Genomic DNA, 24,652 nt, shown 5'->3' with positions numbered 1-24,652 from the left:
ACGTGATTTCCTCGGTACGCGGCCAGGTGCTCGCCATCAGCCTCGACCACGTCGTCATCGAGGTCGGCGGGGTCGGCCTGGCGGTGCGCACCACCCCCGCCACCCTGGCCACCCTGCGCCGCGGTGAGCAGGCCCGCCTGTCCACCACGCTGGTCGTGCGCGAGGACTCCCTCACCCTGTTCGGCTTCGCCGGCGACGAGGCCCGCGAGCTCTTCGGCCTGCTGCAGACCGTCACCGGCGTCGGCCCCAAACTCGCCCTCGCCGTGCTCGCCGTGCTCGAACCCGACAAGCTGTGCGCCGCCCTGGCCGAGGGCAACATCACCGTGCTCACCCAGGTCCCCGGCGTCGGCCGCAAGGGCGCCGAACGACTCGTGATCGAACTGCGGGACAAGGTCGGCGCGCTGCTGCCCAGCAGCAACCCCGGACTGCCGGGGGAGAGCCACGACCAGGTCCGCGGCCAGGTGGTGGAAGCGTTGCTGGGCCTGGGCTTCCCGGCCAAACAGGCCGAGCAGGCCGTCGAGTCCGTGCTCGCCGACGGCGGCGGCGACACCGCCACCGTGCTGCGCCAGGCCCTGGCCGGGCTCGGGCGCAAGAAGTAACGGGGCCGCGCGGTGTTCGACGACGACCTCGACGAGGAAACCCCGCTCTCCCCCTACGCCGCCACCGGCGAACGGGAGGACGAGACCGGGCTGCGACCGAAGAACCTGACCGAGTTCGTCGGCCAGGCCCGGGTCCGCGAACAGCTCGGACTGGTGCTCGGCGGCGCCCTGCGGCGCGGCTCCCCACCCGACCACGTGCTGCTCTCCGGCCCGCCCGGACTCGGCAAGACCAGCCTCGCCATGATCATCGCCGCCGAACTCGGCGCCGCGCTGCGGCTGACCTCCGGCCCCGCCCTGGAACGCGCGGGCGACCTGGCCGCGATGCTGTCCAACCTGGCCGAGGGCGATGTCCTGTTCATCGACGAGATCCACCGCATCGCCCGGCCCGCCGAGGAGATGCTCTACCTGGCCATGGAGGACTTCCGGGTCGACGTCGTGGTCGGCAAGGGCCCCGGCGCCACCAGCATCCCCCTGGACATCGCCCCGTTCACCCTGGTCGGCGCCACCACCAGGGCAGGCTCGCTGACCGGCCCGCTGCGCGACCGCTTCGGCTTCACCGCGCACATGGAGTTCTACGTCCCCGGCGAACTCGAACGCATCCTCACCCGCTCGGCCACCATCCTCGGCGTCGACCTGCGTCCCGACGGCGCGGCCGAGATCGCCGGCCGCTCCCGCGGCACCCCCCGGATCGCCAACCGGCTGCTCCGCCGGGTCCGCGACTACGCCGAGGTGCGTGCCGACGGGGCGGTGACCAGGGACATCGCCGACGCCGCGCTCCGCGTCTACGATGTCGACGAGCTGGGCCTGGACCGCCTGGATCGTGCCGTTCTGGGTGCTTTGGTGCGGTCGTTTGGTGGCGGACCGGTCGGGGTGTCTACCCTGGCCGTGGCGGTGGGTGAGGAGCCGACCACCGTCGAGGAGGTCTGCGAGCCGTACCTGGTGCGGGCGGGCATGCTCGCGCGAACACCGCGCGGGCGGGTCGCTACCGTGTCGGCATGGCGTCACCTCGGGCTTGAACCCCCGGCCCAGGCTCCCGGCGAGGTGGGTTAGCCCCCGCCCCGGCCGCACAGCGAGTGACACCTGGCACACTCGTACCCGCATACCCGAACAAACCGGAGGTCAGGCCGTCAGGGCGGCCTCCGCCGAACGGAGAATGATGGACCCGTCATTTATCTTCCCGCTCCTCATTGTCGGGCTCGGGGTCATGATGTTCCTCAGCGTCCGCAAGCAGAAGAGGGCCATCGCGGACCAGCAGTCGCTGCAGAACTCGCTCGCGCCTGGTGACCGGGTCATGACCACCTCCGGGCTGTACGCGACGGTGGTCGACGCCGAGGACGACACCACCATCCTGCTCGAACTCGCCCCCGGTGTGACCACCGAATGGGTGCGCGCGGCGGTCCGCGAGAAGGTCAAGGACACCGCCGACGAGGACGTGGAGGTCGACGAGGTCGACGAGATCCCGGCCCCCGCGGCGGCGGAGAAGGCCAACGAGAGCAAGGCCGAGATCGCCCCGCCCCTTGAGCAGGGAAAGAACAACCGGTAAGACGCTAACGTCAGGTTTTCCTGGCGCGCTAGGCTCTGGCGCCCCCGCAGGCAGCGTGCGCGGGGGCGCACCGCCTTGTCTCGCCCGATGCGGGCAGGGTGGTCGACTTCCACTGACCATCGGCAACGGGGCCAGCAGACGGCCCCGTTGGCTTGAGGAGACCGACGCACCGTGGCACCTCCGGCTGGGCATGTACGCCCGTGGCGCAACCTCGCCGCCTTCGGACTGATCGTTGTCGTGCTCTACTCACTGGTGTTCTTCACCGGTGACGGGCAGGCGAAGCCGAAGCTGGGCATCGATCTGCAGGGCGGCACGCGGGTCACGCTGACCGCGCGGTCGGAGAGCGGCGCCCCGCCCTCCGCGGAGTCGCTCAACCTGGCCCGCGAGATCATCGACCGGCGTGTCAACGGCTCCGGCATCTCCGGCGCCGAGGTCGTGCAGGACGGCACCAACCTGGTGATCACGGTCCCCGGCAACAACCCGGATGAGGCCCGCAGCCTGGGCCGCACCGCCGTGCTGGGCTTCCGCCAGGTGATCGGCGCGGTCCCCGCGACGAACCAGCCGGCACCCAGCACCGGCAACCAGCCCTCCGGCTCCAACGCGCCCAAGCCGACCACCTCCGGTCCGGCCGCGGGCGCCCCGACCAGCTCGCCGAAGCCGCAGGGCCGGATCGCCCCCGCCCAGCAGCCCACTGGCACCGGGCAGCCCAGCTCCTCGGCCGCGCCGCCGCCCAGCAGCAGCGCGCCGCCCGCGCCCAAGGCCGGGCCCGAGGCCATCAAGCAGGCCAAGGAGATCCGGCAGAACCCGGCGCTGGTCAGCGACCAGCAGATGCAGCAGCTCGCGCTGGCGACCCTGGACTGCAAGGCCGCCGACCCGCTCACCGGCCTGGACGACCCCAAGCTGCCCCTGGCCACCTGTGATGAGAAGGGCACCGAGAAGCTGATCCTCGGCCCGGTGTTCCTGGACGGCAAGCAGATCTCCGACGCCAGCGCGCAGGCCAACAGCCAGGGCCCCGGCTTCGTGGTCACGCTGAACTTCCACGGCGACGGCGTGAAGACCTGGGCCGAGTTCACCTCCAAGAACGTCGGCAAGCGCGCCGCGTTCGTGCTCGACACCAAGGTCGTCTCCGCGCCCTCGATCAACGAGGCGATCGTCGGCGGCAGCACCCAGATCACCGGCCAGTTCACCCAGAACGAGGCCCAGCAGCTGGCCAACGCGCTCAAATACGGCTCGCTGCCGCTGAACTTCGAGCAGTCGGAGTTCGAGACCGTCTCCGCGACGCTGGGCTTCGCCTCGCTGCAGGCCGGCCTGATCGCCGGTCTCATCGGCCTGGGCCTGGTGCTGGTCTACTGCCTGTTCTACTACCGGGCGCTGGGCGTGCTCACCGCGTTGTCGCTGGTCCTGACCGGTCTGGTGGTCTTCGCGGTGCTGGTGCTGCTGGGCCGCTGGGTGGGCTTCACCCTCGACCTCGCCGGTGTCGCCGGATTCATCATCGCCATCGGCATCACCGCCGACTCCTTCATCGTCTTCTTCGAGAGACTCAAGGACGAGGTGCGCGAGGGCCGCAGCTTCCGCTCCGCGGTGCCGCGCTCCTGGGTCCGCGCCCGGCGCACCATCCTCTCCGCCGACGCGGTCAGCTTCCTGGCCGCCGCGGTGCTCTACATCCTGGCCGTCGGCCAGGTGAAGGGCTTCGCCTTCACCTTGGGCATGTCCACCGTGCTCGACCTGGTGATCGTGTTCCTGGTGACCCACCCGCTGGTCTCGCTGGCCTCCCAGTCCAAGTTCCTCTCCAGCCCCGGCCTGTCCGGACTCGGCGAGGCACAGCGGTTCAACGCGACTTACCGCAAGGCCGCCCCGGCCGCCACCACTGCCGTGAAGGAGGCCTGAGATGGCTGACAACGAGACCGGAGCCGTGGTGGCCCCCACCCTGGAGAGCACCCAGCGGCCCAAGAAGAGGGAATCCTTCTTCACCCGGCTCTACCTGGGCAACGGCGCGCTGGACATCATCGGCAAGCGCAAGATCTGGTACATCGCCACCTCGATCCTGTTCCTGATCTGCCTCGGCTCGATGCTGTTCAAGGGCTTCGAGCTGGGCATCGACTTCAAGGGCGGCACCAAGCTGTCCATGCCGACCAGCAGCGTCAGCGGCCCGGCCATCACCGACCAGCAGGTCAAGGACATCTACCAGCAGTCGGTCGGCAAGGAAGCCGCCTCGGTGCAGACCGCGGGCAGCGGCACCAGCCAGACCATCCAGATCCGCTCCGAGGCGCTGTCCTCCGAGCAGGTCACCAAGCTGCGTGACGCGCTGTTCAACCAGCTCAAGCCCAAGGACGTGAACGGGCTGAGCGTGCCGACGGTGATCAGCGACAGCGCCGTGTCCGGGTCCTGGGGCGGTGCGATCACCAACCAGGCGATCATCGCGCTGATCGTGTTCCTGGTGCTGGTCACGCTGTTCCTGATCTTCTACTTCGAGAAGTGGATGGCCGTGGGCGCGCTGGCCGCGCTGGCCTTCGACCTCATCGTCACCGCGGGCGTGTACTCCATCGTCGGCTTCGAGGTCACCCCGGCCACCGTGATCGGTCTGCTCACCATCCTCGGCTTCTCGCTGTATGACACCGTGGTGGTCTTCGACAAGGTCAAGGAGAACACCCGCGGCCTGCTCGGACTCACCCGCCGCAGCTACGGCGAGGCCACCAACCTGGCGGTCAACCAGACCCTGGTGCGCTCGCTCAACACCTCGCTGATCGCGGTGCTGCCGGTGTTCGCGCTGCTGGCCATCGGCGTCGGCGTGCTCGGCGTCGGCACCCTCAAGGACCTCGCGCTGGTGCAGATGACCGGCATGATCTCCGGTGTCTTCTCCTCGATCTTCCTGGCCTCGCCGCTGGTGGTGACGTTGAAGATGACCGAGCCGAAGTACCAGCAGCAGGCCCAGCGGGTCGCCCAGCGCCGAGCCAACCTGGCCCGCAAGGCCGAGGCCGCCGCGGCCGGTGAGCACTTCGAGCCCACCGACGAGGACAGCCTGGACGCTGAATTCCGGCGCGAGCAGGCGGTCAGCGCCGCGGCCAGCGTGCCCGGCCGCACCGCCAAGGCCACCGACGCGGCCCGTCGGGCCCGCCCGACCGGCAAGCGCGGCCGGTGACCGGAGCACAGCAGCAGCCGGACCTCGCCGCCGCCGTCAGCGGCGTCGGCGAGGCCATGGCCGCCGCCCAGCAGGCCCTGGTCAAACAGGTCACCCTGGCCGGTGACCTGGAAGGCGCCCTGGACCTGATCCGGGACGTGCCCGACTTCCCCGAACCCGGCGTGCTCTTCCGCGACCTGACCCCGGTGCTCGCCGAGGCCAAGGCACTCGGCGCGCTGGTCTACGGCGTGGCCGCGGCCTGCCCGCCAGCCGACCTGGTAGCCGGGATCGAGGCCCGCGGCTTCCTCCTGGCCGCCCCGGTGGCCTACGGCTGCGGCGTCGGCGTGGTGCCGGTGCGTAAAGCCGGCAAACTGCCCGCGGTCGCCGCGAAGGTCAGCTACGCCCTCGAATACGGCACCGCCGAACTGGAGATCGCCATCGGCGCCATCCAGCCCGGCCAGCGAGTCGCCATCATCGACGACGTGCTCGCCACCGGCGGCACCGCGGCCGCGGCCTGCCGGCTGGTCGAGCAGGCCGGGGGAGTGGTCGCCGGAGTCGTGGTGGTGCTGGAGATCGCCGCCCTCAACGGCCGGGCCGCACTGGCCGGACACCAGGTCACGGCACTGCGCACGGTCTGAAATCGGAACGATCACGGACGCGCCGGGAGACAATTCCCGGCGCGTTCTTGTGCACCAAAAGACAATCCCCCCGTCGCTCGATCGGGCTAACCTGGTGACCTGTGGCACACCGAGCCGAGCCGCCACCGCCCGGCCACCACACCAACGGGGGACTTGCCATGACCTCAACTGTTGTACGTCGTATCGCCAGTGTGTGCACCGCCGCGATCGCCGCGACCGCCCTGCTGCTCGTCGTGGGTGCCACGGAGAGCAAGGCCGCGGAGAGCGGCTGGTGCAAGGGCCCCGGTCCCTGCACCGCCCCGGCCCCGGCCGGCTGGTGCCCCGACGGCGCCGAACTGCCCCTGGGCATGGCGACCTGTCGTCGCTGACCCACCGGCTCGCGGGCAGTCGCCGCCCGCCACCCGGCGACTCCCCGCTGCCGAGCAGCCCCGTCGAGCCCGCGCGCCCGGCGGGGCTGCTCTGTCGGGTCGCGCTGCTCTGCCGGGTCGCACTGACAGCCGAGTCCCGGTCGCCGGCGCGCACGCTCGGTGACCGGGGCGGCACGCACGGCGAAAAATGATCGGTCCGACGTTAACCCGGACGCTATTCATCGTGTGACTCTTCACGTTCGTCGAACACCCGCGCGTTCCGCTCGGGAAGTGGCGTTATCCTCGGTTACCGGGGTCGGTGGCCCCGGCACCCGAGGCAATCCGGGAGCGTGCACTTGAGTCAAGACGTCGAAGCCTCCGTAGTAGCGGCGCAGCCGGCGCTCCCCGCGCCGCCGCCCTCAGCCACCCGCAGGGTGCGCGCACGGCTGGCCCGGCGGATCACCGCGCAGCGCGCCGCCCCGGTCAAGCAGGTCCTGGAACCACTGGCCGCCGTGCACCGCGAACTGCACCCCAAGGCCGACCTGGCGCTGCTGCAGAGCGCCTACGACGTCGCCGAGGACAAGCACCGGCACCAGCGCCGCAAGTCCGGGGACCCCTACATCACCCACCCGCTCGCCGTGGCCACCATCCTGGCCGAGCTGGGCATGGACACCATCACCCTGGTCGCCGCGCTGCTGCACGACACCGTCGAGGACACCGACTACTCCCTGGAATCCCTCAGCGAGGAGTTCGGCACCGAGGTCGCGCACCTGGTCGACGGCGTCACCAAGCTGGACAAGGTCAAACTGGGCGCCGCCGCCGAGGCCGAGACCATCCGCAAGATGGTCATCGCCATGGCCCGCGACCCGCGCGTGCTGGTCATCAAGCTGGCCGACCGGCTGCACAACATGCGCACCATGCGCTTCCTGGCCCCGGAGAAGCAGGCCCGCAAGGCCCGCGAGACCCTCGAAGTGCTCGCCCCGCTCGCGCACCGGCTGGGCATGGCCACGGTGAAGTGGGAACTGGAGGACCTCGCCTTCGCGATCCTGCAGCCCAAGAAGTACGACGAGATCGTCCGCCTGGTCGCCAACCGCGCGCCCAGCCGGGACAAGCACCTGCGCAAGGTCACCGACGAGCTGTCCGGCCATCTGGAGGCCGCGCGCATCCTGGCCAGGGTGGAAGGCCGCCCCAAGCACTACTACTCCATCCACCAGAAGATGATCGTCCGCGGCCGCGACTTCGACGACATCCACGACCTGGTCGGCGTGCGCATCCTGGTCGACGAGGTGCGCGACTGCTACGCCGCGATGGGCGTGGTGCACGCGCTCTGGCAGCCCATGCCCGGCCGGTTCAAGGACTACGTCGCCCAGCCCCGCTTCGGCGTGTACCAGTCACTGCACACCACCGTGATCGGCCCCGACGGCAAGCCACTCGAAGTGCAGATCCGCACCTACGAGATGCACCGCACCGCCGAGTACGGCATCGCCGCGCACTGGCGGTACAAGGAGACCAGGGGCACGCACAAGGGCGTCGAGGTCGACGACATGGCCTGGATGCGCCAGCTCCTGGACTGGCAGCGGGAAGCCGCCGACCCCGGCGAGTTCCTGGAGTCGCTGCGCTACGACCTCGCGGTCAAGGAGATCTTCGTCTTCACGCCCAAGGGCGATGTGGTCACCCTGCCCTCCGGGTCCACCCCGGTCGACTTCGCCTACGCCGTGCACACCGAGGTCGGCCACCGCTGCATCGGCGCCCGCGTCAACGGCCGCCTCGTCGCCCTCGAGCGCAAGCTGGACAACGGCGAGGTCGTGGAGATCTTCACCTCCAAGGCCGAAGGAGCCGGCCCCAGCCGTGACTGGCTGCAGTTCGCGGCCAGCCCACGCGCCAAGACCAAGATCAAGCAGTGGTTCGCCAAGGAACGCCGCGAAGAGGCGATCGAGGCGGGCAAGGACCAGATCGCCAAGGAGGTCCGCCGGGTCGGCCTGCCCATGCAGCGCCTGGTCTCGGCCGACTCGGTCACCGCGCTGGCCCGCGAACTCCGCTACCTCGACGTCAGCTCCCTCTACGCCGCCGTCGGCGAAGGCCACGTCTCCGCCCGGCACCTGGTGCAACGCCTGGTCGCCCTGCTCGGCGGCGTCGAGCACGCCGAGGAGGAGCTGGCCGACCGCGCCACCCCGTCCACCGTGCAACGCCGCCGCGGCGTGGACGCGGGCGTGGTGGTCAAGGGCACCAGTGACGTCTGGGTCAAACTCGCCCGCTGCTGCACCCCCGTGCCGGGTGATGAGATCCTCGGTTTCGTCACCCGCGGCGGCGGCGTCAGCGTGCACCGCACCGACTGCACCAACAGCGAGGAACTCCAGGCCAGCCCGGAACGCCTCCTGGAGGTCGAATGGGCCCCCTCGGCCTCCTCGGTCTTCCTGGTCGCCATCCAGGTCGAGGCCCTGGACCGGCACCGGCTGCTCTCCGACATCACCAAGGTCCTCGCCGACGAGCGGGTGAACATCCTGTCGGCGTCGGTGACGACCTCGCGGGACCGGGTCGCGGTGAGCCGGTTCGCCTTCGAGATGGGCGACCCGAAACACCTCGGCCACGTGCTCAAGGCGGTGCGCAACGTCGAGGGCGTGTACGACGTGTACCGGGTCACCTCGGCGAGCTGAGGCAACCACACCCGAGTGTTGGCCGTTGTCGTACGGCACGTTGGCCGTTGTCGTACGCCCTGTTGGCCGTTGTGGTACGCCCGTCCGGCGAGTCGGTCCCCAGGTTTCCGTCCGGCTGGGCGGTGCGGGCGAGCCAGTTCGCTCCGCGTGCCGCGGGACCAACCGCCCACCTCGCTGTCCGTGACGCTCGCACAGTCCGGTCCGAACCTCCGCCACCCCATGGCGCCCCCGTACGACAACGGCCAAGACCCCGTACGACAACGGCCAAGACCCCGTACGACAACGGCCAACACTCCGGGGTCAGTTCACCGGCCGGGTCATGTCCGCGGTGAGTTCGGCGGGGCTCAGCGCCCGGTCGTACAACCGCACCTCGTCGATCATCCCGGCGAAGAACTCGTTGCCCCACACCGCGTTCCCGCCGATCCGCAACGCCCCGGCAGACGCGGTCACCGACCCGGCCACGGCCTGGCTCGACACCAGCGTCCCGTTGACGTAGAGCCGCAACGTGGTCCCGTCGTAGGTGCTGCTGACATAGGACCAGGCGTTGGCGGGCAACGCGGTGGCGCCCGCGGTGTCCCGTTCCACTCCGCCGACCCGCACCGCCGCACCCGGTCCCCTGGCCGGCGAACTCGCGTACAGCCCGTAGCTGAGCCCGTTCGTGGTCTCCCGCAAGGCGATCGTGCGCCACTGCGTGCTCAGCGTGCCCGGCTGCACCCACGCGGACAGGGTGAACCGGGCGGGGGACAGGCTGGCGTGATTGGGCACGGTGACCCAGTCGTTGACCCCGTCGAAGCGCAACGCCCGCCCGAACCGCCCAGTCGTCACCCAGGTCGCCCCGGACACCGTGCCAGCCCGGCCGTTCCCGCTGTCATCGGCCGCGCCGGTGCCGCTGCCGGCGTCGAAGCCGTACTCGGCCAGCAACCCGGTCGCCCGGTAGCCCGCGGTGTAGGTGGTCGCGGTGGCCGGTGCGGTGATCACGTGGCTGTTCGCGCCGCCGTCGGACCAGCCGGTGAAGCCGAAAGTGGTGCCGGACAAGGACTGTGGGCTCGGCGCGGACACCGAGTTGGCCGAGCCGACGATCACCGTGCGGGTGAACGGGGTGGTCTGGGTCTGGGCGAACGTGGTCAGTTGCAGGCCGGGCGGGTCGCTGGTGAAGGTCAGGTTCACCGTGCGCGGGTCCAGCCGCACCGAGGTGCTGGCCTCCCGGCCACCGGAGTCGCGGGCGGTGAGCACCAGCTCCAGGTAGGACGGGAACTCGTGGTCAGGGGCGAAGAACTCGCCGCCGGCCACGCCGGGGAAGCTCTGCACCGGGTGGGTGTGGCAGTTGCTTGGGCAGTGGTGCAGCAGCAGCCGCCAGGTCAGCGCCGAGGGCGGCAGCCTGCCGTCCTGGGGGTCGGTGGCGCTGCCGGTGAACGGGATCCGCTGTCCCACCTGCCAGCGCAGCGCGGCGGTCGGGTTCTCGATCACCGGCACCGGGTCCCGCGGTGGCGGCTGCCCGGCGGTCACGGTGACCGTGGTGGTCCCGGACAGCCCGCCGGGGTCGGTCACCCGCAGCCCGGCCCGCACCTCGCCGACCTGGGTGTAGGTGAAGCTCGGCCGCGGCAGGGGGGAGTCGTCGTAGGCGCCGTCGCCGTCGAGGTCCCAGGCGTAGGTCAGGGTGTCGGCGTCCGGGTCGGTGGACTGGCTGCCGTCGAAGCGCACCGTCAGCGGCACCGGACCGCTGGCCGGGGTCGCGGTGGCCACCGCGACCGGCACCCGGTTGCCCGACGGGTAGCTCAGCCGCCGCAACTCGCCCGCGCCCAGCGCCAGGTAGAACATGTCCCCGCCGGGGCCGCGGGTGATCGCCACCGGGATCCGCACCCCGGTCGCCACGGTGACGATCTTCGCCGGATCCGGCAGCCCGTTCGCGCCGACCTGCATGGCCCACACGCAGCCGCGGGAGGAGTCGGCGAAGAACAACGCGCCCCGGTACTCGGCGGGATAGGCGCTGCCCTGCTCGAAGGCCAGCCCGGTCACCGAGGAACTCCCGGTTGGACAGCCGTCCCCGGCCACCACCGAGGCGTCGTGCCGGTAGGCGTAGTGCGGGGCCTGCTGCCCGCCCGCGGCGTAGAGCTGTTCGCAGGAGTCCAGGTTCGCCCCGTCGTAGCCGCCCTGCCGGGCCGCGCCCTCGAAACAGGGCCAGCCGAAGTTCTCCGCGGTGGCGTCCGCCGGGTTGGTGATCCGGTTGATCTCCTCCCAGGTGCCCCAGCCGACATCGGCCACCCACAGCTCGGCGGTGCCCGGCCGCACCGCGAACCGGAACGGGTTGCGCAGCCCGTGCGCGGTCACCCGCCGCGCGTTGGCGTCCGCGCTGCCCGCGAACGGACTGCCCGGCAGCCCGGCGCCGGTGTTCGGGTCGATCCGGATCATGCTGCCGCTCAACGTCCGCGGCAGGTTCGCCGGGCGCCGCACCGACTGCGCCCGCAACGCCCCGCCCTGCGCGTCCGGCGGCGCCAGGTTCACCCCGGCCACGCCGGGCGGATCCGCGCACGGGTTCTTGGTCTGGCCCCAGTCGGCGTAGTTGAAACTGGCCCCGTCACCGGCGCTGACGTAGAGCGCCTCGTCCGCGCCGAAGCGCAGCTCACCCACGGTGTGGCTGGGGAACTGCTGGCACCAGGAGGTCAGCACCACCTGCTCGGTGCCGACGTCCCCGTTGGCGACCAGGCGGGACACCCGCCCCTGCACCACACACCCGTCCACGGTCGCGCCCGGCGGATCCGGGCAGGTGTCGCCCCAGGCAGGCGGCGCGCCACCGGGCAGCGCGTCGTAGGTGTAGGCCACGTAGACGTGCGGCACCGCCGGGAACCGCGGATGCACCGCCAGTCCGAGCAGTCCGCGGTCCCAGTAGTCCTGGACCTGCCCCCGCAGATCGGCGAAGACCGTCGGGGTCGGATCGGCTGGCCCGTCGAAGACCTTGACCAGGCCGCTCTTCTCGGTGATGAAGATCCGGCCGTCCGGGGCGAAGGCCACGTTGGTCGGCGCGTGCAGCCCGGACAACGCGACCGTGTCGGTGAACCCCGGCGGTGTGGCCGTTGCCGGGGCGGCGGGCAGTGCCACCAGCGCGGTCAAGGTCAACAGGGCAGCGAGAACTACGCGCAGCACGGACATCCGGGCCCCCAAGGCTCGCGGCGACGAAGCGAACACCCGGCCCCCGCCCGGTACTCAACAACTACCCTGCGCAATCGTTTGGTAGCAATCCGCCATCAGGGCAGCTCATCGGCGCACCGGCGAGGCCGGACGCCCGCCTTCCGGAACGTCGGCAGGCACAGTGGCTTCAGTGTCCAGTGAAGTTAATCCAGCAGGACGCGAAACCAAACCCCGCGCGGAGAAGCCCGACGGAGTGCAAGCCGACCCCCGGGACCCGGAAGCCCAGCGGGACGCGAAGCCGCCCCCCGGCCCCGGAAGCCCGGCGGGACGCGAAAAAACGAACCCCCGGCCGGGAAACCCGGCCGGGGGTTCGTCGAACTCGGGAGCGGTCAGCCCTTCAGCGTGGCCGTCTCGATCTTGACCTCGAGCTTCGGCTTGCCGTCACCGGGCTGTCCGCCCTGCGGCGCCTCGACGCCGCCGGCGGCGACCTTGTCGAGCACCTTCAGGCCCTCCTCGGACACCGAACCGAACACCGTGTACTCCGGCGGGAGCTGGGAATCGGCGTACACCATGAAGAACTGGCTGCCGCCACTGTCCGGCGCCTGCGTCTTGGCCATCGCCAGGGTGCCGCGCGGGTAGATGCTCGCGCCCTGCTGACCCTGCTTCAGGTCCTTCGGCTTCTCGTCCTTGATCGTGTACCCGGGGCCGCCGCGGCCGGTGCCCTGCGGGTCGCCGCACTGCAGCACCTTCAGGCCCTCGCCGGTGGTCATCCGGTGGCAGACGGTGTTGTCGAAGTACTTCTTGGCCACCAGGTGCGTGACGCTCTGCACCGTGCACGGCGCCTTTGCCCGGTCCAGCGTCAGCGCGATCGCGCCCTGGCTGGTCTTGAGGTCCACCTGCGCGGTGCCCTTGTCCGGGGTCGGGCTGACATCCGGCGGCAGCCCCGCCTCCTTGGCCGCGGGCTCGGCCGGCGTCTCGGTGTACTTGCACGGGCCCTCGGTCTGCTTGCCCGGCGGGGGCGGCGGCGTGGTCGAGGTGTCCGACGGGTTCGCCGCGGCGTCCGGGGTGCTCTCCGAGGTCGCCAACCAGTAGATGCCGCCGCCGACCAGGAGGACCGCCACGGCGGTGACCGCCGCGCCGATCACACGACGGCGCTTGGCGCGCACCGCCCGGCGTTCCAGCTGCCGCTCCAGCTTGCGCTTGGCAGCCTGGCGCCGTTGCTCGTTGCTCGGCACGTGGATCCTCCCCTGGGGGTCGACCTGGTCAAGTTGATGTGGTGGTGGCGCGCGGAGTCTAGATCGGATCGTGTAAGGCCCGTGTGGCGGTACCCGCCGTCAGTCGCCCCGACCCGCGAAATCCGGTGGGAACCGCTCGCTAGGCTAGGGGGACACGCCACCAGCAGTCGACCAGGAGGTTTCCCCGTGCTCGTCGCCGGGTTCCCCGCGGGCCCCCTCGCCGCCAACTGTTACCTGTTGGCCGCGGACGAGGGCGAGGCCTGCGTCGTCGTGGATCCCGGCCAGGACGCCGAGGAACTCCTGGAGCAGGCGCTGCGCCAGTACCGGCTCACCCCGGTGGCCGTGCTGCTCACCCACGGCCACTTCGACCACATCTTCTCCGTCACCCCGGTCTGCGACGGCCACGACATTCCAGCCTGGATCCACGCCGGGGACCGCGCGCTGCTCAGCGACCCGGCCCGCGGTTTCGGCCAGGAGGCCACCGAGTTCTTCGGCGGCAGGCTGGAACTGCGCGAGCCGAACGAGGTGCGTGAGCTGGCCGACGGGCAGCAGCTGGAGATCGCCGGGCTGACCTTCACCGTCGACCACACCCCTGGCCATACCGGCGGGTCGGTGTGCTTCCGCACCGGCGCCGAGGAAGGCGGACGGTTGCTGGTCTCCGGCGACACCCTCTTCGCCGGGTCCATCGGACGCACCGACCTGCCGGGCGGCGACTCCGCGCAGATCATGGAGTCGTTGCGCGCCAAGGTGTTGCCACTGCCTGACGACACCGTGGTGCTGCCCGGCCACGGCAGCCCGACCACCATCGGCCGCGAGCGCGCCGGCAACCCGTTCCTGATGGGGTTGTCCGGCGGAGACGCACCGGCCTTCCCGACCCGAGGACTGTGAAGCACTACCGATGAGCACCTTTGCCGCTCCCAAAGGCATTCCCGAGTACTACCCGCCGACCGCCGCGGGCTTCCTGCACGTCCGGGACACCCTGACCGATCAGGCCAGGCGGGCCGGTTACGGCTACATCGAGCTGCCGGTGTTCGAGGACACCGCGCTGTTCGCCCGTGGCGTCGGCGAGTCCACCGACGTGGTCAGCAAGGAGATGTACACCTTCGCCGACCGCGGCGACCGCTCGGTCACGCTGCGGCCCGAGGGCACCGCGGGCGTGATGCGCTCGGTGATCGAACACGGCCTGGACCGCGGCCAGCTGCCGGTGAAGCTGTACTACGCTGGCGCGTTCTTCCGCTACGAACGCCCGCAGGCCGGGCGGTACCGGCAGCTGCAGCAGGTCGGCATCGAGGCCATCGGCGTCGACGACCCGGCCATCGACGCCGAGGTCATCTCGGTGGCCGACGCCGGTTTCCGCGCCCTCGGCCTGACCGGCTTCCGCCTGGAGATCACCTCGCTCGGCGATGCCACCTGCCGCCCCGCCTACCGGGAGAAGCTGCAGGCGTTCCTGGCCAAGCTGCCCCTGGACGAGGCCACCCGCGCCCGCGCCGAGCTGAACCCGCTGCGCGTGCTCGACGACAAGCGGCCCGAGCTGCGCGCCCTGCTCGCCGACGCGCCGCTGATGGTCGAGCACTTGTCCACGGAATGCCGCGAGCACTACGAGCAGACCAAGGGCCACCTCGGCGACCTGGGCGTGAAGTTCACCGAGAACCCGCGCCTGGTCCGCGGCCTGGACTACTACACCAAGACCACCTTCGAGTTCGTGCACGACGGTCTCGGCGCGCAGTCCGGCATCGGCGGCGGCGGCCGCTACGACGGGCTGATGGCCCAGCTCGGCGGCCAGCCGCTGTCGGGTATCGGCTTCGGTCTCGGCGTGGACCGCACCCTGCTGGCCTGCCAGGCCGAGGGCCTCGCGGTCGGCGACCCGGCCCGCTGCGAGATCTTCGGCGTGCCCCTGGGCGAGGCGGCCCGATCCCGCCTGGTCGCCATCGGCGGCGCGCTGCGCGCCGCGGGCGTGCGCACCGACCTGGCCTACGGCGGCCGCGGCGTCAAGGGCGCGATGAAGGCGGCCGACAAGTCCGGCGCCCGCTTCGCCCTGGTGCTCGGCGACCGCGACCTGGCCGAGGGCATCGCCCAGCTCAAGGACCTGACCAGCGGCGACCAGCGACCGGTGCCCCTGGACGAGGTGGTCACCGAGATCCGCGCGGCCCTGGCCCAGCCGCGGTGACTCCCGGCGAGAAGATCCCCCTGGACCTGCTGGACGGGGCGCTGCTGCGCAAGCGCGCCCGCGCGGTGGCGATCGGGGCGGTGCTGGTCGGCGGCGCCATCGGCGGCCTGTTCGGGCTCTTCGGTGGCGCCACCCTCGGCCTGAGCGCGGCGGTGATCGTCGCGCTGCCGCTGGTGCTGCTCGCGATCACCGAGGCCCGCCGCAAGGTCTGGCTGCAGGACGGCGTGGTCACGGTCCGCGCCATCGGCACCCGCCGGGTCAACCTGCGCGCCGCCCACCGGCTGGAACTGCTGATCACCGACGTCCGCGGCGCCCGCACCACCGGCCTGCTGGTCAGCGGCCCACCCAAGAACAAGACGGTCAACATCGCCCTGGCCACCTACGCCGGCGTGGGCGGCCGCGAACTGGGCATCCTCGCCCTGCGCCGCCTGGCCGACGTCCTGGCCACCACCGGCGAGGCGCACGCCCTGACCTACTCGGAGCTGCTGGTCGCCCAGCTCCGCGCCGAGGCCAGAGGCGACGCCGCGGCCGACCGCCCCCTCTACCGCCTGGCCACCCTCGCCCCCCAGGGCCGGGTCGCCCAACGCCTCCGCCCCGAAGCCGTGGCCAAGTTCGTCACCAGCCTCGGCTAACCCACCGGCACCTCCGGCACCAGGTGACACACCAGCAACTTCAGCTGGAAGAACACCGGAACCCACACCAGCACCACAGGAACGGGCAACCACACCAGGTTGACCAGCACCGCGACCAGGAACGCCGCCATCGCCACCACCCGCCGCGCAGGCACCGGCGACACTTCGACGAGCGCCGTGCCCAGGAACAGCAAGGCGGCGTTCCCGAGCGCCCAAACCCAGTCCCGGTCAAGCACGAGCAGACCGAACAACACCAGATGCACCAGATGCAGCGTGACGAACCGAACCCGGGCCCCAGGCCTGGGATCGCGGTGATACCAGCGTTTCGCGGCCGTGGTCGAGTTGGTGAGGACCCCGCCGACCAGGTCGACGGCAAGCACCACAAGCACGGTGACCCGGACCCAGCCCGCCGCGGGACCGGGTCCGGTCGGCCATAACCAGGGCACGAGCAGGATCGCGAGCAGCCCCACGGCGATCCCGCCACCGAGCAGTTCGGCGAGCAGCTCGACCCGGGTACGGCCGGGGCCCATGGCCCGGGAGAGCGCGCCGCGCCAGCCGGGGGCGGTGGCCGGGATCGTCCAGTCCGCCCGCATGTCAGCCCGAGGTGTTTCCGCCGTCCGTGACGCCTCTGTCGCCGGAGGTGTCTCCGCCGCCCGCGGCGCCTTGGCCGCCGTAGTTGATTCCGCGGCCTGTGGCGTCTCCGCGGGCCGCTGGGTCTCCGCAGCCTGCAGCTTCTCTTGGACTTGCGCGGCCTCCTGGACTTGCGCGGCCTCCTGGGCCTGCGTGGCCTCCTGGGGCCGCTGGGTCTCCTCAGCGCGCGCTGCGTCAGTCCGCCCGTTCCCGGTCACAGCCCCGCCTGCCTGTCCGGTCTCCGTGGGGATTCCCTCGGCTCGCATCCGCTCAGCCCTGCCCGCACTGGTCTGCCGCAGCCCGGTCTGCCGCAGCCCGGTCTGCCCCGCTCCGATCTGCCGCAGCCCGGCCCGTTCCGGCACCGCCCGCCCTCGCCCGTCCCGCACCTGCCCTGCCCGCCTCGACTCCGCCCGCCCCAACCCGGTCCGCCTCGGCCAGTTCCGGCGCCGACCACAACCCGGCCAGCAGCCGCCACAGCTGTTCCGGCACCTGCGGATCCGCCGGTGCCAACCGGGTCGCGAGCCAGCCGTCCGCCGCCCGGAACACCGCGGCCGTCGCCGCCCGCATCAGCTCCGGATCCACCTCCGCCCGCACCAGCCCCAACTTCCGGCCATCGGCGAGCAGCGCGTCCAGCCACGCCGCCAGCCGCTGGTCCGCCTCGACCGTGATCATCGCCACGGCCACCGCCAGGTCCGCCGGGGTGGCGATCACATGCGCGAGCAGGCGGGTGGCGCCCGCGCGGAGTTCCCGCCAGAAGTCGGCGCGGGTCAGCACTCCCGGCCAGGTGCCCAGGGTGTCGGCCAGGCGGTCGCGGGCGTCGGCGACCACGGCGGCGAGCAGGTCCTCCCGGCCGTCGAAGTACTGGTAGGCGCTGGTCTTGGAGATCCCGGCGGCCGTGATGATCTTGTTGTAGGAGGCGCCGTCCAGACCGTCCGTGGCGAAATGCGCGCGGGCGATGTCCAGGAGGTGTCGACGGCGTTCGGTGGGTAACCGGTAGTAGCGCGGCAAGGGCATGAACCAATAGTGCGCACTAGTGGGGTGTACCGCAAGTACACCTTGATGGTTGATGCTGCGCGGCGCCAGCACCGCCGCTAGCGTGGCCCACTTCGACAGCCGTGCCGACTACGGAGGGAACCCACCGATGCTCGCTCTCACGCCCACGGCCATCGAGGTCGTCCGCACGATCGTCGCCGCGGACGGGGTGCCGGAAGGCTCCGGCCTGCGGTTCTCCGCCAGCGGCGAGGACCGGCCCGGTGAACTGCAGATGACCCTCGCCTCCGGCCCGGAACAGAACGACCAGGTACTGGTCGGCGAGGGCGCGCACGTATTCCTCGACCCGCAGGCAGCGGCCTTCCTCGACGACAAGATCCTGGACGCCGAGGTCGACGACGAGGGGCAGCTCTCGTTCGCCCTGGGGGAGCAGGCCGCTCCGCCCGCGAGCAACTAGCCGCATCCCGGCTGCCCGGTTTGCCTGACCGGCCGGAGCACGTCGGCGGCGTTGACCGGGTCTGGCGTGACCGTGGCCGGCGGGGCGGGTCGATGACGACTGCCCGCTGGCCCGGTCGACCCGTCGAGCAGGTCATCCCGGGATTCGGCTGAACCCGGCTCGGCTCAGTAGCCGCGGTCCTACCCGGCCAGTTCCGCCCAGACGATCTTGCCCTCGCCGGTCGGCTGGTGTCCCCAGCGGACCGAGAGCGCTTCGACCAGCTGCAGACCGCGCCGCCGCACCGAGTCCACCGGACCCCGGTGCAGCCGGGGCGGCACCGGGCTGCCGTCGCTGACCCGGATCAGCACCCCGCCCACTTTGGGCAGCAACTCGATCCGCAACGGCCCCTTGGCGTGGTCGACCACGTTGGCCACCAGTTCATTGGCCACCAGCATGGCGTCCTCGACCACCGGCCCCGCCACGCCCCAGCCGGCCAGCGTCGCGCGCACCAGCAACCGGGCCTGTCGGCACGCCGCCGCTGAGACCTCCAGGGCGGTGCTGCTCTCCGCAGGCCGGGCACTCATCTCGACGGTCCTATCTCCAGGCCGTCCTCGCCCTGGGTCACCGAGAAATGTACCCATAACCGGTAGCCGCCGTCCCATCACACGGGCGCATCCGGCCGGAGCGTCGTGGAGTGTCCGCGGAGGTGGGTGGTGCGAAGCGCTTTCCGGGCGGGTGGGTCGGGGCCCGGCGTGGTGTGGGCCGGGATTCCGCGGGACGCGGGTCGGGATCCGGCCGGGTGGTCGGGACTTGGTGGGGTGTGGGTCGGGATGCGGCCACCGCGGATCGAGATTCAGCGGAGGGTGGGTCGGGATTGGGCAGGGGGCGGCTCCTCCGGGTCCGGCCGGGTGTGGGTTGGGATGTGGCGGGTATGGGGGCTCGGGGCTGGGTGGTTGGGGCTTGGCGGGGGATTGTTGGTGGTGGGGGTCGAAATGGGTGGCGGGCAGGCTGGGCTGAGCGGTGGTGTAGGGGACAGGTTGTGGTTGGTTGGTGGTCGCCGGGAGGCGATGGTGGGTTGCGGTCGCGCTGACTGCGTTCTGTTTGGTCGTTCCTAGACTGGGGGCGTGGTTATGCACTGGGACTTCCGGGCCACTGTGTCCGGCCGCGCGGTCGGTGCCGGGGTTGTTGTCCGCGAGGAGTGGGGCGGTGCGGTGTCCGGCCGGGTTGTGCCGCGGGACCCGGATGGCAGCGAGGTCCGTGATGGCTGATCCCGCGATGCGGTTCGAGTTCGACGGGGTGGTGTGGGAGTGGCGTGGGCCGGCGCCGTTTCACTTCGTGACCGTCCCCGCCGCCGAGTCCGGGCTCATCCGGGAGGTGGCCGCCACCGTGACCTATGGGTGGGGCATGGTGCCGGTCGAGGTGGTGCTGGGGCGGTCTCGTTGGCGTACCTCCTGTTATCCCAAGGACGAGGGCTATGTCCTGCCGTTGCGTGACTCCGTGCGGAACAAGGAGAACATCGCCCTGGATGACGTGGTCCAGGTGTCGATGAGCCTGCGGGCCCGCTGATATCCGACGGTCAGCGGACTCCTCGGGGGCGGAATTGGATGCTGATCCGGGGGCCTACCGGGCGGGCGGTCTTGGGGATGGCGTGTTCCCAGGTTCGTTGGCAGGAACCGCCCATCACGATGAGGTCGCCGTGGCCCAGGGAATACCGGAGGACCTCGCCGCCGCCGCGGGGGCGGAGTAACAGGGGACGTGGGGCGCCGACGGACAGGATGGCGACCATGGTGTCCTCGGTGGCGCCCCGCCCCAGGGTGTCGCCGTGCCAGGCGACGCTGTCCTGGCCGGTGCGGTAGTAGCACAGGCCAGCGGTGCGGAAGGGTTCGCCGAGTTCGGCGGCGTAGTGCTGGTTGAGGGCGTCCCGGGCCGCGGTGAGGGTGGCGGCGGGCAGGTCCGAGTGTTCCGGGTAGAAGCAGAGCAGGCGGGGGACGTCGACCACGCGGTCGTACATCTGGCGGCGTTCGGACTGCCAGGGCACGGCTCGGGCGAGTTCGTCGAAGAGTTCGTCGGCTCCGGTCAGCCAGGCGGGCAGGACGTCGATCCAGGCGTTGTGCGCGAGGTGGGTGCGCTGGACGCGGGTGAGTGGGGACAGTCCGGGGGCTGCCTGGTCGAAGAGGGAGGTTTGCAGGGCTGGGGTCATGGCATTGAGACTAGCCCGGAATCGAACAGGTGTTCGAATTCTTTGCCTGGAATCTTCTATCGTGTGACCCGATGTCGCCGAATCGGGTGTGGTTGGTTGCGGTGGGTCTTGGGGTGGGTGTGAGTCAGGGCTGTGAGCAGGGCGAATCCGAGGAGGCTCGGTCCTGCCATCGTGGTGGGCGTGGTGATCAGGCCGGGAGTGGCTGCGGAGAGTAGCGCCGTGGTGGTGCTGCCCGGTTCGCCGATGATTTCCGGCCGCTTTCCGGGTCTGTACTGACAAGTGCCGGCGGTCGGTGCGGGAAGGGGAACCGGCGGCCATGACGGGGACGGGCGGGGCGCCGCTGTTGGGCGGGGTCGACCTGCTGGAACGTGCGGTCCGGTACGCCATGGGCGGCCTGGACCTGGTGACCCCGGCGACCCTGACCTGGCCCACTCCCTGCCCGGACTGGGACGTCCGCGCGCTGCTGCACCACCTGGAGGACTCCCTGGCCGCGCTGGCCGAGGCCGCCGATCTGGGTCAGGTCGCGCTGACCCCGGCCCGCCGCGAGCGACCCGCCGCCGACCTGGCCGGCAGCCTTCGTCAGCACGCCACCCGGCTGGTCCGGAGCTGGCGCCGCCGGGACGGTCCGGACCTGGTGGCGGTGGCGGGCTGTCCGGTCACCGCGACCCTGGTGCTGGTCACCGGCGCGGTCGAGGTCGCCGTGCACGGCTGGGACCTGGCGGTGGCCTGTGACGGCGACCGCCCGCTGCCGGAGTCCCTGGCTCGCGAACTCCTGGCCCTGGTCCCGCTGTTCGTCACCGCGGCGGACCGCCCGCACCGCTTCGGCCCGGTGACCCATGAGGGTCCGGACGCGGGCGCGGGCGAGTTCCTGCTGGCCTACCTCGGTCGCGATCCGTCCTGGCGCGGCCGGTCCCGCTGGAGCGCCTAGCGCGCCGCCGCCTTGACCTGGTCGAACTCGGCGCGTGCGGCCAGCACCTCGCCCATGTGCTCGCGGGCCCAGCGATCCAGGTAGGTGACGGTCTCGGACAGGTTGTGCCCCAGCGGGGTCAGCGCGTACTCCACCCGCGGCGGCACCTCGGCGTAGGCGGTGCGGGTGAGCATGCCGTCGCGCACCAGGCTGCGCAGGGTCTGGGACAGCACCTTCTGCGAGATGCCGGTGATCACCGCGCCGATCTCGGTGAACCGGCGTGCGCCCTCCCGCAGGGACAGCACGATCAGCACCGTCCACTGGTCGCCGATGCGGTCCAGCAGTTGCCGGGCCGGGCAGTCCCGGTCGTTCGGATCGAATTCCACGACGTCAGCTCCTTTGGTTCCCTCTAGATAGTAACTGACTTCAAAGTCATTACTAACTTTGAGGAAGTATTGGGATGCGGGGCCGGTTGGAGCGGATGGAAGAACCCCCACCGCCCGAGGAGGCAGTAATGACGATCGTGGTGACCGGCGCTACCGGACAGCTCGGCAGGCTCGTGGTCCAGCACCTGCTGACCAAGGTCCCCGCTGATCAGGTGATCGGCAGCGTGCGCAACCCGGATAAGGGCGCCGACCTGGGCATCGAGCTTCGCCAGGGCGATTTCGACCGTCCGGGGACCCTGGCCGCCGCCTTCGCCGGTGCGGACAAGCTCCTGATCATCTCCACCGACGGGGAGAGCGCGGCCGACCGGGTGCGCCAGCACACCAACGCGGTCGAGGCGGCCAGGAACGCCGGGGTGAAGCACATCCTCTACACCTCGCTGACCTCGGCGGACACCGCCAGCATCGCGCTGGCCGAGACCCACCGCCCCACCGAAGAGGTGGTCAGGGCCAGCGGCATCCCGTACACGATCCTGCGCAACAACTGGTACTTCGAGAACGACCTGGGCACCATCGCGGGCGCGCTGGCCACCGGCGTGCTGGCCACCTCCAGCCAGGGCGGCCGGTTCGCGCCCGCCGCGCGCGAGGACTACGCGCGGGCCGCGGCGGCGGTGCTGACCACCGACGGCCACCAGAACACGATCTACGAGCTGGGCGGCCCGGTCTCCCACAGCTACGCCGACCTCGCCAATCTGATCGGCGAGGCTGCGGGCAAGAACGTCCAGTACACCGAGGTCAGCCCGGCGGAGGCCAAGGCGGGACTGCTCGGCGCCGGTCTGCCTGCTGGCTTGGTCGGGGTGATCGTGGACTTCTACCGGGCGCTGGGCCTGGGCGAGCTGGACGTGCCGCGCGGGGACCTGGAGAAGCTGATCGGCGGGCCCCCGCTGTCGCTGAGCGAGTTCGTCGCCCAGGCGGTGCGTGGCTAGCGGGTGCGCGGCCGGTCCTGGCAGGTGGGCGGCGTGCCCTCGGGCCAGGACCGGACCTCGCCGTGGGTGGTGAATCGGCCGAGATGTCAGCGGCCGTCCAGACGGGTCGCGGCGTTGCCGAAGCAGAACGGGGCGGGTTCGCATTCGGCGATGAAGTCGCCGGGGAAGCCCAGCTCGAACGGCGCGGCCGATTCCAGGCGGTCCAGGGCGTCCCGGGGGAGGACCAGGTCGAGCGCGGCCAGGTTCTCGGTGAGCTGGGCCAGGCTGCTCACCCCGACCAGCGGCAACACCGCCTTGGACCGGCTGCGCAACCAGGCCAGCGCCACCTGCGCCGGCCGCGCGCCCAGCTCTTCGGCGACGGTGCGCACGGCCTCGGCGGCGGCGAGTTCACGCGGGGTGAGGGTGGCCGGGTCGACCCGGTTGGACTCCGCGGTGGCGGTCAGCTTGCCCGAGGCCAGCGGCGCCCAGGCGGTCACGCTCATCCCGAACGCCTCGGCCATCGGCAGCAGTTCGCGTTCGATGTCGCGGCTCAGCAGGTTGTAGGGGACCTGGAGGCCGGCGAACGGGGTCTGGCCGCGCCACTCGGCGAGGGTGTTCGCCCTGGCCACCACCCAGGCGGGGGCGTCGGAGATGCCGGTGTAGAGGATCTTGCCCGCGCGCACGGCGTCGTCCAGCGCGCGCATGGTCTCCGCCAGGGGAGTGTGCCGGTCCCAGAGGTGCACCCAATAGATGTCGAGGTAGTCGGTACGCAGCAGGCGCAGGCTCTGCTCCAGCGAGCGGGTCAGGTTCTTGCGGTGGTTGCCCGCGGCGTTCGGATCGTCGTGGTCGCGGGAGAGGGTGTACTTGGTGCCGAGCACGAACCGGTCCCGGCGGGTCAGGATTTCACCCAGAAGGGCTTCGCCGTCGCCGTAGGCCGAGGCGGTGTCCAGCACGTTGCCGCCGGCGTCGGCGTAGGCGTCGATGATGCGCCGCGCCTCGGCCTGGTCACCGAACACCATGGTGCCCAACAGGATTTCCGAGACGCGCAGGCCGGTCTGGCCGAAAAGTCGGTACCGCATGCCGCCCATCCTGCGGGTGGCGGGCCTGTGGATGGGAGACCGTGCGAGGGACCCTTTCCGCGTATGGTCGAGGATCGTGGCGGACAACGTGCTGGGTGGATTCCTGCGGGCGCGCCGGGAGGCGGTGACCCCGGCGGAGGTCGGGCTGCCTGCCGGCCCGCGCCGGCGCACACCCGGACTGCGGCGTGGCGAGCTGGCGGAGCTGGCCGGGATCAGCGTGGAGTACCTGACCCGGCTGGAACGCGGCAGCGACCGGCACCCGTCGGGGCAGGTGCTGGGCGCGCTGGCCGACGCGCTGGGCTTCACCGCGGACGAGCGGGTGCACCTGTACCGCCTGATCAAGGCGAGTGCCGGGACGAGTTGTGCGTTCGCCTTGAGTCAGGTGGCCGAACTGCGGCCGACCGTGCGCACGTTGCTGGACCAGCTCGATCCGGCGCCGGCGTGCGTGCTCACCCCGCATGGCGAGCTGCTGGCGAGCACCGCGGGGTTCCGGCGGCTGGCCGCGGCGACCGGGTTGCTGGATGAGGAGCCGGTCAACCTCACCCGGTTCGTCTTCGGCGATCCACGGGCCCGCACCGTGTTCCCGGACTGGACCCGGGTGGCTGAGGAGCGGGCCGCGGTCCTGCGCACCGCGGCGGATCTGGGCGACCACCCGGCGGCGGTGCTGGCCGAGGAGCTGGCGATCATGCTGGGCGCGGAGTTCAGCCGCCGGTACGCCGCGGCCGTGGTGCTGCCCGCGTGGACCGGCGTCGAACACTGGGCGCATCCGGAGGCCGGGCCACTGACCCTGGGATACGAGAGCCTGCCGGTGCCGGGCACGGACGAACTCCGGCTGCTCGTCTACCTGCCGGTGGACCAGGCCACCGCGGCGGCACTGGCCGCGTTGCAGTCCGGGGCGGTGGTGTGATCGAGGAGCTGAAAGCCAGTCGTGCCAACGGGAAACCCGCGCCGCTGTGGTGATGTCCGTTGCCGGGCGACGAATCCGGCGGATCCGCCGCGGACC

General features: G+C 71.4%; 25 protein-coding genes. 17 read left to right on the top strand and 8 right to left on the bottom strand.

The features are described 5' to 3' along the window. Positions 1 to 2 precede the first annotated feature (2 nt). The 8 genes from ruvA (at position 3) to ACTOWY_RS01175 (ending at position 8,899) form a co-directional block, all read left to right on the top strand. On the top strand, positions 3 to 599 hold the full coding sequence (ruvA, locus tag ACTOWY_RS01210; RefSeq protein ID WP_441307731.1) for a Holliday junction branch migration protein RuvA: 597 nt from the start codon (positions 3 to 5) through the stop codon (positions 597 to 599). Between the two features lie 12 nt (positions 600 to 611). After that, on the top strand, positions 612 to 1,649 hold the full coding sequence (gene ruvB, locus ACTOWY_RS01205; protein ID WP_441307730.1) for a Holliday junction branch migration DNA helicase RuvB: 1,038 nt from the start codon (positions 612 to 614) through the stop codon (positions 1,647 to 1,649). 154 nt (positions 1,650 to 1,803) lie between these two features. Then, the gene (yajC, locus tag ACTOWY_RS01200) at positions 1,804 to 2,142 is read left to right on the top strand and encodes a preprotein translocase subunit YajC (RefSeq protein ID WP_441307729.1); all 339 of its coding nucleotides are present in this window, start codon (positions 1,804 to 1,806) and stop codon (positions 2,140 to 2,142) included. A 171-nt stretch (positions 2,143 to 2,313) separates the two neighbouring features. After that, positions 2,314 to 4,029, top strand: a complete 1,716-nt coding sequence (secD, locus tag ACTOWY_RS01195; protein ID WP_441307728.1) for a protein translocase subunit SecD — start codon at positions 2,314 to 2,316, stop codon at positions 4,027 to 4,029. Position 4,030: 1 nt separating this feature from the next. Beyond that, the gene (gene secF / locus ACTOWY_RS01190) at positions 4,031 to 5,281 is read left to right on the top strand and encodes a protein translocase subunit SecF (RefSeq protein ID WP_441307727.1); all 1,251 of its coding nucleotides are present in this window, start codon (positions 4,031 to 4,033) and stop codon (positions 5,279 to 5,281) included. Positions 5,282 to 5,337: 56 nt separating this feature from the next. Next, the gene (locus ACTOWY_RS01185; RefSeq protein ID WP_441307958.1) at positions 5,338 to 5,898 is read left to right on the top strand and encodes an adenine phosphoribosyltransferase; all 561 of its coding nucleotides are present in this window, start codon (positions 5,338 to 5,340) and stop codon (positions 5,896 to 5,898) included. Between the two features lie 158 nt (positions 5,899 to 6,056). Further along, complete coding sequence (locus ACTOWY_RS01180) at positions 6,057 to 6,266, top strand: hypothetical protein (protein WP_441307726.1); 210 nt, start codon at positions 6,057 to 6,059, stop codon at positions 6,264 to 6,266. A gap of 335 nt (positions 6,267 to 6,601) precedes the next feature. Then, positions 6,602 to 8,899 (top strand): RelA/SpoT family protein, encoded by a 2,298-nt coding sequence (locus ACTOWY_RS01175; protein WP_441307725.1) that lies wholly within the window; start codon positions 6,602 to 6,604, stop codon positions 8,897 to 8,899. Between the two features lie 300 nt (positions 8,900 to 9,199). Here the strand turns inward: ACTOWY_RS01175 and ACTOWY_RS01170 are convergent, their stop codons facing one another. Together ACTOWY_RS01170 and ACTOWY_RS01165 are read right to left on the bottom strand one after the other, a co-directional pair. Further along, positions 9,200 to 12,007, bottom strand: coding sequence for a LamG-like jellyroll fold domain-containing protein (locus ACTOWY_RS01170; RefSeq protein WP_441307724.1), 2,808 nt, complete (start codon positions 12,005 to 12,007; stop codon positions 9,200 to 9,202). A gap of 407 nt (positions 12,008 to 12,414) precedes the next feature. After that, positions 12,415 to 13,260 carry a peptidylprolyl isomerase gene (locus tag ACTOWY_RS01165; protein WP_441307723.1) on the bottom strand — a complete coding sequence of 282 codons (846 nt, stop codon included), beginning with the start codon at positions 13,258 to 13,260 and terminating at the stop codon, positions 12,415 to 12,417. Between the two features lie 186 nt (positions 13,261 to 13,446). Here ACTOWY_RS01165 and ACTOWY_RS01160 point away from each other — a divergent pair, with 186 nt between their 5' ends. The 3 genes from ACTOWY_RS01160 to ACTOWY_RS01150 are packed head-to-tail and all read left to right on the top strand — an operon-like array spanning position 13,447 to position 16,059. Continuing rightward, entirely contained in the window at positions 13,447 to 14,148 is a 702-nt protein-coding gene (locus ACTOWY_RS01160; protein ID WP_441307722.1) for an MBL fold metallo-hydrolase, read from the top strand. A 10-nt stretch (positions 14,149 to 14,158) separates the two neighbouring features. Further along, on the top strand, positions 14,159 to 15,427 hold the full coding sequence (gene hisS, locus ACTOWY_RS01155) for a histidine--tRNA ligase (protein WP_441307721.1): 1,269 nt from the start codon (positions 14,159 to 14,161) through the stop codon (positions 15,425 to 15,427). Next, a complete protein-coding gene (locus ACTOWY_RS01150; protein ID WP_441307720.1) occupies positions 15,424 to 16,059 on the top strand; it encodes a hypothetical protein in 636 nt (211 codons plus the stop codon). Before hisS ends, ACTOWY_RS01150 begins: the two co-directional genes overlap by 4 nt. Here ACTOWY_RS01150 and ACTOWY_RS01145 read toward each other — a convergent pair. Then, a complete protein-coding gene (locus ACTOWY_RS01145; RefSeq protein ID WP_441307719.1) occupies positions 16,056 to 16,652 on the bottom strand; it encodes a hypothetical protein in 597 nt (198 codons plus the stop codon). The two genes, ACTOWY_RS01150 and ACTOWY_RS01145, sit on opposite strands and share 4 nt — an antisense overlap. A gap of 307 nt (positions 16,653 to 16,959) precedes the next feature. After that, positions 16,960 to 17,703 carry a TetR/AcrR family transcriptional regulator gene (locus ACTOWY_RS01140; RefSeq protein ID WP_441307718.1) on the bottom strand — a complete coding sequence of 248 codons (744 nt, stop codon included), beginning with the start codon at positions 17,701 to 17,703 and terminating at the stop codon, positions 16,960 to 16,962. Positions 17,704 to 17,830: 127 nt separating this feature from the next. On the opposite strand from ACTOWY_RS01140, the gene ACTOWY_RS01135 reads away from it, so the two are divergent. Next, positions 17,831 to 18,136 carry an iron-sulfur cluster biosynthesis protein gene (locus ACTOWY_RS01135; protein ID WP_441307717.1) on the top strand — a complete coding sequence of 102 codons (306 nt, stop codon included), beginning with the start codon at positions 17,831 to 17,833 and terminating at the stop codon, positions 18,134 to 18,136. A gap of 179 nt (positions 18,137 to 18,315) precedes the next feature. Here ACTOWY_RS01135 and ACTOWY_RS01130 read toward each other — a convergent pair whose 3' ends face one another. Continuing rightward, a complete protein-coding gene (locus tag ACTOWY_RS01130) occupies positions 18,316 to 18,699 on the bottom strand; it encodes an ATP-binding protein (RefSeq protein WP_441307716.1) in 384 nt (127 codons plus the stop codon). A gap of 540 nt (positions 18,700 to 19,239) precedes the next feature. Here ACTOWY_RS01130 and ACTOWY_RS01125 point away from each other — a divergent pair. Further along, positions 19,240 to 19,383 (top strand): hypothetical protein, encoded by a 144-nt coding sequence (locus ACTOWY_RS01125; RefSeq protein ID WP_441307715.1) that lies wholly within the window; start codon positions 19,240 to 19,242, stop codon positions 19,381 to 19,383. Continuing rightward, complete coding sequence (locus ACTOWY_RS01120; RefSeq protein WP_441307714.1) at positions 19,376 to 19,681, top strand: DUF1905 domain-containing protein; 306 nt, start codon at positions 19,376 to 19,378, stop codon at positions 19,679 to 19,681. Before ACTOWY_RS01125 ends, ACTOWY_RS01120 begins: the two co-directional genes overlap by 8 nt. 10 nt (positions 19,682 to 19,691) lie before the next feature. Here ACTOWY_RS01120 and ACTOWY_RS01115 read toward each other — a convergent pair whose 3' ends face one another. Then, positions 19,692 to 20,315, bottom strand: coding sequence for an alpha-ketoglutarate-dependent dioxygenase AlkB (locus tag ACTOWY_RS01115; protein ID WP_441307713.1), 624 nt, complete (start codon positions 20,313 to 20,315; stop codon positions 19,692 to 19,694). 316 nt (positions 20,316 to 20,631) lie between these two features. Between ACTOWY_RS01115 and ACTOWY_RS01110 the strand changes: the two genes are divergently transcribed. Beyond that, on the top strand, positions 20,632 to 21,243 hold the full coding sequence (locus ACTOWY_RS01110; protein ID WP_441307712.1) for a TIGR03086 family metal-binding protein: 612 nt from the start codon (positions 20,632 to 20,634) through the stop codon (positions 21,241 to 21,243). Here ACTOWY_RS01110 and ACTOWY_RS01105 read toward each other — a convergent pair. Beyond that, positions 21,240 to 21,608, bottom strand: coding sequence for a winged helix-turn-helix transcriptional regulator (locus tag ACTOWY_RS01105; RefSeq protein WP_441307711.1), 369 nt, complete (start codon positions 21,606 to 21,608; stop codon positions 21,240 to 21,242). The genes ACTOWY_RS01110 and ACTOWY_RS01105 overlap by 4 nt on opposite strands. Before the next feature lie 128 nt (positions 21,609 to 21,736). Here ACTOWY_RS01105 and ACTOWY_RS01100 point away from each other — a divergent pair, with 128 nt between their 5' ends. Continuing rightward, positions 21,737 to 22,591: an SDR family oxidoreductase gene (locus tag ACTOWY_RS01100; protein WP_441307710.1), complete on the top strand. Its 855-nt coding sequence runs from the start codon at positions 21,737 to 21,739 to the stop codon at positions 22,589 to 22,591. A gap of 86 nt (positions 22,592 to 22,677) precedes the next feature. On the opposite strand, the gene ACTOWY_RS01095 is transcribed toward ACTOWY_RS01100, so the two are convergent. Then, positions 22,678 to 23,649 (bottom strand): aldo/keto reductase, encoded by a 972-nt coding sequence (locus tag ACTOWY_RS01095; RefSeq protein WP_441307709.1) that lies wholly within the window; start codon positions 23,647 to 23,649, stop codon positions 22,678 to 22,680. Between the two features lie 76 nt (positions 23,650 to 23,725). Here ACTOWY_RS01095 and ACTOWY_RS01090 point away from each other — a divergent pair, with 76 nt between their 5' ends. Then, on the top strand, positions 23,726 to 24,556 hold the full coding sequence (locus ACTOWY_RS01090) for a helix-turn-helix domain-containing protein (protein WP_441307708.1): 831 nt from the start codon (positions 23,726 to 23,728) through the stop codon (positions 24,554 to 24,556). Positions 24,557 to 24,652 lie beyond the last annotated feature (96 nt).

It is taken from the genome of Crossiella sp. CA198 (assembly GCF_052078295.1).
Taxonomy (GTDB): Bacteria; Actinomycetota; Actinomycetes; order Mycobacteriales; family Pseudonocardiaceae; genus Crossiella.
The sequence above is the reverse complement of the archived record's forward strand: the minus strand, read 5'-3'. Positions and strand labels throughout refer to the sequence as shown.